Raw genomic sequence first — 11,871 nt, 5'->3', positions numbered from 1 at the left:
GATCATGCTTAATAACACGGTTTTTTCGTGCCGTATGTCGTTCGGTACAGAATCTTTGATGTGGAGCAAACAACGTGGCCCATGATGACCATAACCAGGATCTGGTATTTCAGGAAGTCGATGAACAGTTAGCGGAGGAGCGCCTTCGCCGATTGTGGGAGAACTACAAGGTCTGGATTGTGGGCGGTTTTGTCGCCTTTTTTGCCGCCTTGGCCATTTTTGTTGGGGTGAAGGATTACTACCGCTCGTTGGATCATGATGCTTCAGACCAGTATTTGAAGGCGGTGAATGCGCTGCAAAGCAATAATGCAGCACAAGCCGACAGTGCCCTCAAGCGTTTACAGAGCAAACATGGAGATCACGGCTACGGTCTTTTAAGCCATTTGGCAGAAGCCCGTATGTTGGTGGAAAAAGGCGATAATGACGCTGCTATTCAAACTTTGGATGGCATGATTGCCAAGGCCGATCGCGCACCATTAAGTGATCTGGCCCGTTTGAATGCCGCTTATGTGCTCTCTAAAACACCTGAGCGTGCTATGGCGTATCTGGATGCTATTAAGGATCCTTCCGCATATTCGGCCCATGCTTATGAGATGCGCGGTCTGATTGCTCAGGTTGCCGGTGAGAATAAACAGGCACTGGCCCATTATCAAAAAGCGATGCAGTACACACCTGCCATGACACTCTCACAACGATTGATGGAGCGTATGGTGCGTCTGGGCGGTATGGATGCCGTTAAAGAAGCGCAAATGGTTCAGCCTGCCAAAGTAGAGTAGGGAAGCGATCATGTACAGATCAGGGATGCGAATGGGTGCTGTGTTGGCCACAGCACTGATGCTGGGTGGGTGTTCCGTTTGGGAAGACTCCATTGACTGGTTCAGTGATGATAAGGTTGTAGAGGAGGAGCGTGCTTCCCTCTATACCGAACCTATGCCAGGTAAAGGTACAGGACTGACGGAAGTGTGGGATCGCGCCATTGCTGGTGATCCTGAAAAACATCTGCTGCATCCACGCCGTATTGCCTTTGATGGCGACAGTCTGTATGCCAGTGGTTTTGATGGGGATGTTGCCCGTTTAAACCGTCTGGATGGGGATAAGGTCTGGCATGAGGATCTGGATGTCAATCTACGTGGGGGTGTGGCGGTTGATCGCCAGCATCTGTATGTTGGTACGGCAGAAGCCGAGCTGGTCGCGCTTAATCGGGATAATGGCTCGGTTGTTTGGCGTGGGGTGCTCTCTAGTTCAGCGGTATCTGCCCCGCTGGTACACCAAGGCTTGGTGATCATTACCACACTGGATAACCGCACCTATGCGTTTGATACAAAGAGTGGTGAACGGCGTTGGACCCATAGTTCAGTCCCTGAAGCTTTGACCTTGTTGGGGGCCTCCACCCCGGTGGTGCTGGATAAAAATACCATTTTGGTGGGCTATTCTTCGGGTGAGGTTATGGCGGTGAATGCCGCGACGGGGCAAACTAAATGGACCGATAATCTGGTGCGTTTGGCTTCACGCCGTACAGAACTCAGTACGTTGCAGGATGTGGATGCTGACCCTGTTGTCGCCAATGGACAGCTCTATGTGGTTAACCACCGGGGTCAGTTACGGGCCTTGTTCCCGGCCAATGGCTCACGTATTTGGCGCCATAACATGTCTGCCATTCGTTCTCCCTTAGTGCTACCAGGTAAGTTGGTGGTGTCTGATTTAGAAGGGCATATTCGTGCCTTGAACCTGCGTGAAGGTACGTTGATCTGGAAAACTCAGATCAGTGATGGTGTCTTAACCAAGCCTGTTCAGCTGGCCGGTGGGGTCTATGTGGGTGATGATGCCGGTCGTCTTTTCCGCATCAATGCACTGACAGGACGTGTGGATGGGTTGGATCAACTTGGGGAACCGATTCTGTCACTGAGTGTGGTGGGGGATACCCTTGCGGTCTGGACCAATGAGGGCAACTTGATCGTGATGAAATAGTTTCTGCACAACATATGTTCGGTAAAAAGGGGGGAGCTATACAGCTTTCCCCTTTTTTAATGCCCTAAGGGTAGGGGTACGGGGTTGCGACGTACACTGAGCATGCGCTTTGCTGCAGTGGGGATCGCTTGCAGAACAACGTCATGCGACCCTGTGCCGCTTTACGCTGGTATCTCCCTTAATGGCACCGGTTACATATCGCTTCTGTGTACAACGGGGTTACCGCTAGGACCGTGGCGTATCGCATGAGGTAAACAGAAGATATGGCTCGAACAGCCATGATCGTTTGAAGGGTTTAGGGATTTCACATTTTCCCGATAAACGCCCACCCCGTTTTGTGCAAACTCTGCTATATTAAGCACCCAAACAAACCCAAGCTGTTACTTCGGATAAGACCACACCATGGCCAAACTACCTCTCGTCGCACTGGTCGGCAGACCTAATGTCGGTAAATCTACCCTGTTTAACCGACTCACCCGTACCCGTGACGCACTGGTGGATGATACGCCAGGTTTAACCCGTGATCGCCAATATGGTGAAATGAAACGCGGAGATACCGCTTTTCCTCTGGTGGATACCGGTGGGTTTGAGGCAGACCCGGGGGAGACCATGGCGGGCATGATCCGTGGTCAGACCTTATTGGCCATCGAAGAAGCCGATATCATCGTTTTTGTGGTGGATGGCGGTGCTGGCCCTCTGACCGATGATTATTCCATTGCAGATAAACTGCGTAGTAGTGGTAAACCGGTCATTATTGCCGCCAATAAAGCGGAGAAAAAAGAGTCGCAAGCGACCTCTTATGAGTTTCATGAGCTGGGTTTGGATCCTATTATTCCCATTTCATCGGCGCATGGTATTGGTATTGGCGATCTGTTAGAGACCTTAGAGGCGATGACCGAGGCCATGCCTGAGTTCTCCTTGCAAGAAGACGAAGAGATCTCGTTAGAAGAAGACCACAATGCACGGCAGAGCGGGCCTATGCGTTTGGCCGTAGTAGGCTGCCCAAATGCTGGTAAAAGCTCGCTCATTAACCGCCTAGTGGGTGAAGAGCGTGTTTTGGCATCCGATATTGCCGGTACAACACGTGATAGTGTTGATGTGCCGATTATGGATAAACATGGAGAGCCTGCCATTTTGGTGGATACAGCGGGTATTCGCCGTAAAAGCCGCGTCTCTATGCGTGTTGAAAAATTTGCGGTCATTGCCGCGTTAAAGAGCATGGAACGTGCTGAAGTGGCCATTTTGGTGTTGGATGCTCAACGGGGTGTGACCGACCAGGATAAACGGATTGGTAGTTATGCGTTAGATGCAGGCTGTGGTTTGGTTTTTGCGGTTAATAAATGGGATACCATGCCTGCGGGTCAACAGCCTATTAAAGAGTTTAAAGAAGGCTTGGCGATCCATTTTCCGCGCTTAACCCACTGCCCGGTCTTTTTCCTGTCAGCTAAAAGCGGTAAAAAAGTGGATAAGCTTATTCCCGCTGCCCGTAAGGTGCGTAAAGCTACCCGTATGCGTATCTCTACAGCCAACCTTAATCGCTGGTTGGAACAGGCCATACAGAAGAAAGCACCACCCCGTGCCGGTGGTCGCCCCGTTAAGGTACGCTACTGTTCCCAGGTTAGTGCATCCCCGCCCACCTTCGTGTTTTTCTGCAACCGTCCTGAAAAGATGCAAGAGAGTTATAAGCGCTACCTGGAAAATCAGCTGCGGGAGGCCTTTGATCTGGATGGCACACCCGTACGCATGATGTTCAAAGGGGGAGCAAATCCCTTTGCTGAAAAGGGTAAAAAAAGGCGTTAGAGGCCCAGACAAATCCAATGGCCAGGTGCGATAACGCCAAATGCATCAAATGAACAGGTTTCGTGTCGACTTTTCATGCGTAGAAGCAATATCCTTGGTTGATTGAATCAAGCAATACTTCTAGATTTGCTTGATTCATCCTTCAACCCGCCAAGGTGTATCATGTCACCTGACCAGATTAAACCACTCTATGTTCGCCATTCTTCAGAAGAAGATCGCTATGTGATTGCTGTACCCAACCCGTTCAAATTTCATCTGCGTAAATCATTTCGCCAAGCCTATCTCTCTATTCCTGAAGATCAAAAAGTAGAGTTTGATTTTAGCCAAGTTACTTCGTTAGATAGTGCAGCCATCGGTATGTTGTTGGTGGCTTTTGAGCACTTTGGTCACAACCGTGATCATGTGGTGTTATCCAATCTACATCAGCAGGTTAGAGTTATTCTTGAAATGGCCAACCTTGACCGTGTCTTTACCATCTTGCCTTCCTAAAGAAACCGACACGCATAGGGGTAAGATCATTCAAATTAGGACAAAATTGGTCTTTTTTTATCTTTATGAAATTTTAAGAGTATATCTCTCTCTAAAAGATAGTGAAAAAAAGATGCTGTTAGGTAAAGAGGAGTTGTTCTATGTATGAAACGTCAAAAAACTCTGTCTTAGAGATGACAAAAAAATATCACACCAAACATGGTCGCTATATCATTAAACTTCCCAATCCTTTTAAGTTTAACAGTCATCAGCGTTTTCGTGAGATGTGCGAATCCTTAGATCACGACGACAGTGTTGAGTTTGATTTGCGTCATGTGACCTCTATAGATAGTTCAGCGTTGGGTATGTTGATGCTTGCCCATGAGTATTTTGGTAAAGATCGAAATCGTCTGTTCTTATCCCATATCCATACCAATGTTAAAAGTGTGTTTGATGTGGCGCGTATGGATGTGTTGTATACGATGCACTAACCTATGCGTAGTGCATAAAAAAAGGCAGATCTCATGGAGATCTGCCTTTTACACTAAATATAGCGTTAGTTACGCTACATTTGACGTTTTCTTCTGAAAAAGTCAACCAAGCTGTGGCTGGTAACAAAACCACGCAAAACACCCTGGCGACTTAAAACAGGTATGGCTCTTAATTGATATTGTGTCACCAAATCTGCTGCTTCCGCGACAGAACCATCAATGGAGATGGCGATCATATCCTGTTTGGTGTTGAGCTTGCCTAAAGGTACGGTATAGATCACCTTATCGCGTTTACTAAGAGACTTTGTACCAAAGAATGGCCCCATCAAGTGACGAATATCACTGGTGGATAGCACCCTGATCAATTTGCCTTCACGGTTATCAATGCCGATAAACTTATAGCCATCCCGACGCATGGCGTTAATGGCCTTAATAACCCGATCTGTCTCTTTAAGGGTAAAAGGGGCCTCGCTCATGACCTGTTGTACAGAACCCGGTATACTGGGGTTGGGCAGGCCGTCATTCTCACTATAGCCATGGCTAGGCATGGGTTCGCGCATAAAGTCTGGTAAGTCACCAGAGCCCTCTGCACCACCGACTTGGGCTGTATCATAACCGCCTTCGCCGCTCATGCTGGATTCAGCACCACCCATGAGTGCGCTGTCGCCCGAACCACCACTGCTATCCGCCCCGCCCGTAAGCATGGCGAATGTATCATCATCACCTGCGCCTACGTCAGATCCGCTGCTGTCGCCATCTAGATCAAAACCACCATCTAGGTCGCCGTCATCATCCAGGGATAAGTCATCACTTCCACCGAGACTTAAGTCATCGGTAGATCCACTTAAACCATCATCTGAACCTAGATCAGAATCTGCCGCTAAATCATCACCGGCCTCTGAAGCAGCATCCTCGGACGCCTCACCACCACCAGCAGATTTCTCCGCTTCCATCGCTTTTTCTGACTCGGTGGGATCCATCTCCACACCCGTCAAAAGCTTGGTTAGGTCACGAGAAAACAGCCATTTTGAAGGAACAGGATCGAAGTCGCCGACTTGAATGTCAGCGGTATAGACACAGTAGGAGCGATCATCCTCGAGACCATTAGGGTATTCACCATAGGTGATCCGCTCTGTAGGGAGCATCAGCAACATATGGCCGTCGGCGGCACTGTCTTCCACCAGATCGTTGAAAGCACCGACCAGCTGGTTGGCAACTTCCTGAAAACCTTCTTGGATTTCGTCGGTATAGATCTTCTTTTTGACCTGTTCCTTGATGACCCCTTCACCCATCATCATCATATACCCGGCAAGGGCAATGGATGTGGCTAGGTCGAAACAGATGTAGGCGTCACCCGCCCCGGTACCATCTTCGACCGCTCGAGCAACACTCTTGTCCAGCTCAAAAACCTCATCGATCTCTTCAAGTCCCCGCAACAGCTGGGAGTCGCTCAATGTACAGCTTACAGGAGCACCTGTAAGCATGTTCATATCGTTACTCAGCCTGTTGAAGAACTTAAGAACGAAAGGTCTTAGCTTTTTTAAAGCTTTATCGTCGCTCATCCCGGTATCACCATCCAAATTGGTTCGGGAACGCGGTTCTTCGCGTCCATCAAGACCAGACGGTTCCTCCGTCCAGTCCTAATAACCGGATGGCTCCTGCCATCCGGTTATTTAAAGACGGACTTATTTGAAGAACTGACCCAAGGTCTCTTTAAGGGTATCAGGGGTGAAGGGCTTTTTGATGTGACCGTTGGCACCACTGGCCACTGCCTCATTCACTTTGCCCTCACCACCTTCGGTGGTCACCATCACGATGGGGGTCTGGCCAATCTTGCGGAACTCTTTGACGAAAGTCAGCCCGTCCATATTGGGCATATTCCAGTCAGAGAGGATTAAATCCACTTGGTTATCCTTCAGGACTTCCAAGGCTTTTTGGCCATCGCCAGCCTCGAGAATCTCATCGATCGCAAATCCGGCTTGACGTAAACCGCGAGTGACGATTTTACGCATGACGCTGGAGTCATCGACGATCAAAACACGCATGGAGTTTCTCCCAGGTTTATTAGGTAGCTTAACCTGACCATTGATACAGGAATCTAAGGGAAAATTCGAGTTATAAAATGTCAAACTTTCCCGCAAAATGCCATTTGGTCACTTTTTAAAGGGAAAGATGAACTTGAAAGTTTTCCCCTTCTAACAAAAACGTCAATACTTCCGCACCACCAATGGTTTTCCACTCTGCAGTATAGTCACTGCCAACAATGGCCACAGGGGGCGAAAGTTCGAGCTGCTTCATCTCTGCTTTGGTTTTCATACCACCACAGATCATATTGGCCAGCTCAGCCACACCGTCGATCAGATCTTCTGGTAACAGTTCTTCGGCGGGTAGACCGACAATCCGTGATACCAGTTCTGACGCGATGCGTTTATTACATGCAATTCCAACCAGACCCTCTTCACTCTCACCACGAAGACGGATTAGCCCTCCCACTTCCTGATTAAGGGTAAGGGAGTTTGAATGTTCCTGGCCGGCAAAACCCACTTCTGCCCAGGCCATGGTTCCCATAACTTCGGTAACCGTTGCTTGTAGGGCGCTGATGAGGATCTCTTTATCCATGATTACATCCTTCCGGATTTTAATCAGACCTGTGTCAATGTTACGACAATGATGTCAGGCCATTTTATACTAAGCACACGACGTGCCAAGTTACATGCCGCCCATGCCTATGGCTTCCATGATTCGTCCGGCCATCTCTTCTTGAGAGAAAGGCTTGGTCATGTAGTGACACGCACCAGCTTGGATGGCACGGATAATATTATCCTTCTCACCCTCTGTCGTGACCATCATGACGGGAATATGCATGAAGCGTTCATCTGCTTTTACTTTTTTTAGAACTTCAAGACCGTTAAGTCCTGGCATGTTCCAATCCAGCAAAATCAAACCAACCTCATGGCTGGACTCTTCAAGTACCTGAAGCCCAACCATACCATTTTCTGCTTCCAGAACCTCAAACCCCAACATAGCGCCAACACCACTAATGACGCGTCGGATGGTTCTGGAATCATCGATCGAGAGGAGTTTCATCGGTGACCCCTAACGTTGCTGAAGACGTGAAGCCATAGGACGTGCAGCCGCAGCACGTCCTGCGGGCATCGAGCGAGCCGACCCCCCGGCAGATGGTTTGAACAGGGCTGCTCCGCCTACCATTACTTGCTCAAAGGCATTGGTATAACCCCTCGGTGATTCCGAGGCGCCAATGGCCAAATAAGCAGTAGGAGACATGGCACCATGTATCTTACCGTAGATATCCCGCTTCAGCTCGTCAGAAAAATAGATGAGAACATTGCGGCAAAGCACAAAATCAAAAGTCCCAAGACTTGAGTAGTTGTCCTTCAGATTGAACTGCTTAAACTCAATGAGTTTACGCAGATCTGGCTTGATCTCATAAGCCATACCCTTCTTCTCGAAATAGGCATCGAGGAAGTTGGGTTTCATGCCTCTTGAGATAGCCAACTGACTGTAACGTCCCGCCTTGGCAATAAAGATAGAAGAGGGCGAGATATCGGTACCTACCACCTGGAATTTATCCAGCGGTGGTGCACCTGCCCCCATCTTCTTCAACCCCTGATCAATGAGCATCGTCACTGAATAGGCTTCCTGGCCAGTAGACGCTGCCGCCGACCAGATCCGCACTTTGGGTTGAGTCTTTGCCTTTTTGATCAGTTCCGGAACAACAAAGTCCGATAGGGCAGTGAAAAACGAGGTGTCGCGAAACCATAGGGTCTCGTTCGTGGTCATTGCATCAATGACCTTGGTTCGCAACATGCCCGTGTCCTTTAGCAACTTCTCATGAAGTTGCATAAAGTTCTCACACCCGTTTTGAACCATCAAAACAGTGAGGCGGTTTTCTACCAGATATTCTTTACCAGCACCAATGAGAATCCCACTGTGCTCGTGAATAAACTGGCAGATCTTAGTGAACTCTTCGGGAGTGATAGCCATAAGCCGACCGTCGATTCAATAACGGATCCAAGTGTTACTAGATCCTACACAAACACGAAATCATACACCACATATTTCCTGAATACGCCTACCAATTTGCTCTAAAGGAAGTGCCTCATCCGAAAGGCCTTTTTCTTCAACTGAGCGAGGCATACCATAGACCACGCATGAGTCCCGATCCTGGGTAATGCAATAGGTCTTAGAACTGCGCTTTAAAGCATCCACACCATTGGTGCCATCTCGACCCATACCGGTCAAGATAACCGACAGTGTGTGGCCAGAGAAAGCCGCGGCAATAGACATAAACAACACATCTACCGCTGGGCGACATTCATTGACCTTTGGACCTTCATTAAGATCCACACTAAACTGCTTACCCTGAACCTTCAGGGTCATATGCTTTCCACCTTGGGCCAGAATAACGCCACCTGGGGTGACGGACATTCCAGCATCCGCTTCCACAACCTCCAATTTGGAGGAGCGTGTTAACTGCGCGGCCAAAGATGCCGTAAAGACAGGCGGCATATGTTGTACAATTAAGGTCGGAATAGGAAGTTTTTTCCCACCCAGGCCTGTCAAAACTTTGGTTAATGCTGCAGGGCCACCCGTAGAGGACCCAATCAATAGTAGATCAGGGCGCTTTACTTTAGGGCCTGCACCGGGACGCGCAGCTGGTACAGCAGCTGGACGTGCGCCACCACGCGCAACCGCAGGCATGCCGGGACGCTGAGGCTGTCCAGGACGTGCAACCGGCGGTAGACCAGGGCGTTGCCCAGGTGCGCCAGGTCTTGGTGCCATACCAGGGCGAGCTGCAGTCGCAGCTTCACGCGTTGCACCGCCAAAAGGCGCGCGAGCGGGCTGTTGTCCCGTTGCCGGTGGACGACCACCTGCTACGGAACCGGGACGACCTGCTGGTCCTGGACGGTTTACTCTACCTGCCCGAGCAGGTGGCGTCGAGGATTCTTCGCTCGGTGCCGCCGCCGCCGCTGCGCCAACTGCCGGTTTACGCTTCGATACAATGACCGACAATATCGGCTCAAGATCCAGGCGTAGTGCCTGCATTGCGGCATTGGCATTGCTTTCCAGGGGTTTGGTCACAAAGTCCAAGGCGCCTGCATTTAAACACTCCATGATGATGTTGGCGTTGGAACGGGATAAGCCGCTGACCATAACCACCGTCACATCAGGAAAGCTTTTACTAATCTCTTTGAGTGTTGTTAAACCGTCCATGACCGGCATTTCAACATCACACAGGACAACCTCAGGCTTTACACCCGGAATTTTTTCCAGTGCAACCTTACCATTGGGGGCAGAAGCCACCACCTCGACACCCGGGATGGATTCGGCCACCTTCTTCATGATCATGCGGTAGGTAATGGTGTCATCAACCACCATTGCCTTCAACTTATCCGCCATGGATGCCTATCCGTTATTCTAAGTATTGTTCCATGTATACACAGCCTCAGCGATATTGCCGCGGCCAGAATATTCCAACGATTTGCATAGGGAACGTACAAGGGCAATTCCCCGACTGCCGTGTCCGTAGTTGGATTGAATAAAGGAGTTTACCTTATCCAACTCAAATCCCTTACCACTATCTTCTACCCGTATGTGGAAAGCTCCGCCTCCCTCACCATGGGGTTTATGCTGCACCTCAACCCGAATATAACCACACTCTTGTTGCGCCAGACGTTCTTCTCGCTGCAAGTAGTAGTCGGTAAAGCCTTCAGGTGTATCTTTTGTTTTAGTCTGAAGTCCCAAAATGCCATGGTCCAGCGCATTGGTAAACAGTTCAGACAAAATGATATACAACCGCTCACGATGACCAGCTGGTGCCTGCACATTCATAACCGCATTGACCATTGTGGGCAGTGGGTCCTGCTGACTGAGCATATCCATATCAAAATGAAAACTCAGTTCCCACGTACCTGGTACATGCTGCTTATGCTGCTGGTAGAGCTGTTCATTCGTCGCTGGTAGTGCAGCGCGATTGCAATCAATCTCAAGCAAACTGATATCATCATTTTGGGGTGCAGCTGCCCGAAAGCGCTTCACATCTTCCAAAATGGTTTGAAACCGTTCATCACCGGCAATCGATGGTTTAAACAGAGATTCCAGCAAATCTGTTCCATACATCTGACCTTGTGGATTGATCGCCTCAGTCAACCCGTCAGAGTAAAGATACACTTTATAGTCCGGCAGAATCTCTACCATTTCAACCGAGCGATCCTCTGCACTAAAGCGGGTAACGCCTAACGGTAAATGGGAGGAGGGTACACGCCGTACAATCTCCCCAGAACCATCTGCAATGAGGATATCCGGTAGACCACCATTCCAGATCAAAAGGCTCTTTTGTCTGGGATCAACCTCAATCAAACATGCTGCACAAAACATACGAGCAGGCAGCACATCCGTGAGCTTGTCGTTCATCTCCTCCACCAGATCACTGATGGAAAAACCTTGTGCAGTCAAACCGTAAAAAATTTCTGAGATCGGTAACGCACCCACCGCTGCCGATAAGCCATGCCCGGTGAAATCACCCAGCATAATGTGCAAACCACCCGCTGGATTATAACTCGCCATGAGCAAGTCACCGTTAAACAGTGACATTGGCGCTGTCCAGTGCTGAAGACAGGGGGCATCCAACAAATTTCCAGCCTGCACAATCTTACTAAAGAGGTGTTTACCGACTTCAAGCTCTTGGCGAATGGTCTGCTGGTGGCGTTCCAAAAGCTCTTTTTGCTCTCTTAACACGCCATGCAACTGCCCAATTCGTTCCATCGCACCAATTTTGGCCTGCAAAATGGTGCGGTTGAAAGGCTTGGTTAGGAAATCATCACCCCCCGCATCAATACATTTGGCCAAGCCCTCATCATCTGTCACGGCAGTGAGGAAGATAATGGGTACAAAACGATCTGGGCTCAGTGTTTTGATGCGTCGTGCCGCCTCATAACCATTCATCAATGGCATGCGGATATCCATCAACACCAAGTCAGGAAGCTCTTCGGTAAACAGCTCCACACCGCGTTGACCATTTGGGGCGGTCAATACCCCATGCCCGTCCTTTTCTAAAAGACGGGTGAGAATCGTACTGTTGATGCGATCATCGTCAACAATAAGAATCTTCATACGTCAAGAC

General features: G+C 49.3%; 12 protein-coding genes. 5 read left to right on the top strand and 7 right to left on the bottom strand.

The window, feature by feature from the left end; translation table 11 throughout:
- Positions 1-74 precede the first annotated feature (74 nt).
- The 5 genes from V5T57_RS02575 (at position 75) to V5T57_RS02555 (ending at position 4,727) form a co-directional block, all read left to right on the top strand.
- The gene (locus tag V5T57_RS02575) at positions 75-776 is read left to right on the top strand and encodes a tetratricopeptide repeat protein (protein WP_332889595.1); all 702 of its coding nucleotides are present in this window, start codon (positions 75-77) and stop codon (positions 774-776) included.
- A gap of 10 nt (positions 777-786) precedes the next feature.
- The gene (gene bamB, locus V5T57_RS02570) at positions 787-1,968 is read left to right on the top strand and encodes an outer membrane protein assembly factor BamB (protein ID WP_332889594.1); all 1,182 of its coding nucleotides are present in this window, start codon (positions 787-789) and stop codon (positions 1,966-1,968) included.
- A 402-nt stretch (positions 1,969-2,370) separates the two neighbouring features.
- Entirely contained in the window at positions 2,371-3,768 is a 1,398-nt protein-coding gene (gene der / locus V5T57_RS02565; RefSeq protein WP_332889593.1) for a ribosome biogenesis GTPase Der, read from the top strand.
- A 162-nt stretch (positions 3,769-3,930) separates the two neighbouring features.
- Entirely contained in the window at positions 3,931-4,257 is a 327-nt protein-coding gene (locus V5T57_RS02560; RefSeq protein WP_332889592.1) for an STAS domain-containing protein, read from the top strand.
- 140 nt (positions 4,258-4,397) lie between these two features.
- The gene (locus V5T57_RS02555; RefSeq protein ID WP_332889591.1) at positions 4,398-4,727 is read left to right on the top strand and encodes an STAS domain-containing protein; all 330 of its coding nucleotides are present in this window, start codon (positions 4,398-4,400) and stop codon (positions 4,725-4,727) included.
- A 74-nt stretch (positions 4,728-4,801) separates the two neighbouring features.
- Here the strand turns inward: V5T57_RS02555 and V5T57_RS02550 are convergent, their stop codons facing one another.
- The 7 genes from V5T57_RS02550 to V5T57_RS02520 all read right to left on the bottom strand — a co-directional run bounded on the left by V5T57_RS02550 (position 4,802) and on the right by V5T57_RS02520 (position 11,861).
- The gene (locus V5T57_RS02550; protein WP_332889590.1) at positions 4,802-6,289 is read right to left on the bottom strand and encodes a CBS domain-containing protein; all 1,488 of its coding nucleotides are present in this window, start codon (positions 6,287-6,289) and stop codon (positions 4,802-4,804) included.
- 123 nt (positions 6,290-6,412) lie between these two features.
- Positions 6,413-6,772, bottom strand: coding sequence for a response regulator (locus V5T57_RS02545; RefSeq protein ID WP_332889589.1), 360 nt, complete (start codon positions 6,770-6,772; stop codon positions 6,413-6,415).
- Between the two features lie 115 nt (positions 6,773-6,887).
- Positions 6,888-7,346 carry a chemotaxis protein CheX gene (locus V5T57_RS02540; RefSeq protein WP_332889588.1) on the bottom strand — a complete coding sequence of 153 codons (459 nt, stop codon included), beginning with the start codon at positions 7,344-7,346 and terminating at the stop codon, positions 6,888-6,890.
- A 90-nt stretch (positions 7,347-7,436) separates the two neighbouring features.
- Positions 7,437-7,814, bottom strand: a complete 378-nt coding sequence (locus V5T57_RS02535) for a response regulator (RefSeq protein ID WP_332889587.1) — start codon at positions 7,812-7,814, stop codon at positions 7,437-7,439.
- Positions 7,815-7,823: 9 nt separating this feature from the next.
- A complete protein-coding gene (locus V5T57_RS02530) occupies positions 7,824-8,732 on the bottom strand; it encodes a CheR family methyltransferase (RefSeq protein WP_332889586.1) in 909 nt (302 codons plus the stop codon).
- A 60-nt stretch (positions 8,733-8,792) separates the two neighbouring features.
- On the bottom strand, positions 8,793-10,148 hold the full coding sequence (gene cheB / locus V5T57_RS02525) for a chemotaxis-specific protein-glutamate methyltransferase CheB (RefSeq protein WP_332889585.1): 1,356 nt from the start codon (positions 10,146-10,148) through the stop codon (positions 8,793-8,795).
- An 18-nt stretch (positions 10,149-10,166) separates the two neighbouring features.
- Positions 10,167-11,861 carry an ATP-binding SpoIIE family protein phosphatase gene (locus V5T57_RS02520; protein WP_332889584.1) on the bottom strand — a complete coding sequence of 565 codons (1,695 nt, stop codon included), beginning with the start codon at positions 11,859-11,861 and terminating at the stop codon, positions 10,167-10,169.
- Between the last annotated feature and the right edge of the window lie 10 nt (positions 11,862-11,871).

The organism is Magnetococcus sp. PR-3 (assembly GCF_036689865.1).
Lineage (GTDB): Bacteria > Pseudomonadota > Magnetococcia > Magnetococcales > Magnetococcaceae > Magnetococcus.
This window is presented reverse-complemented; position numbering and strand designations above follow the sequence as displayed.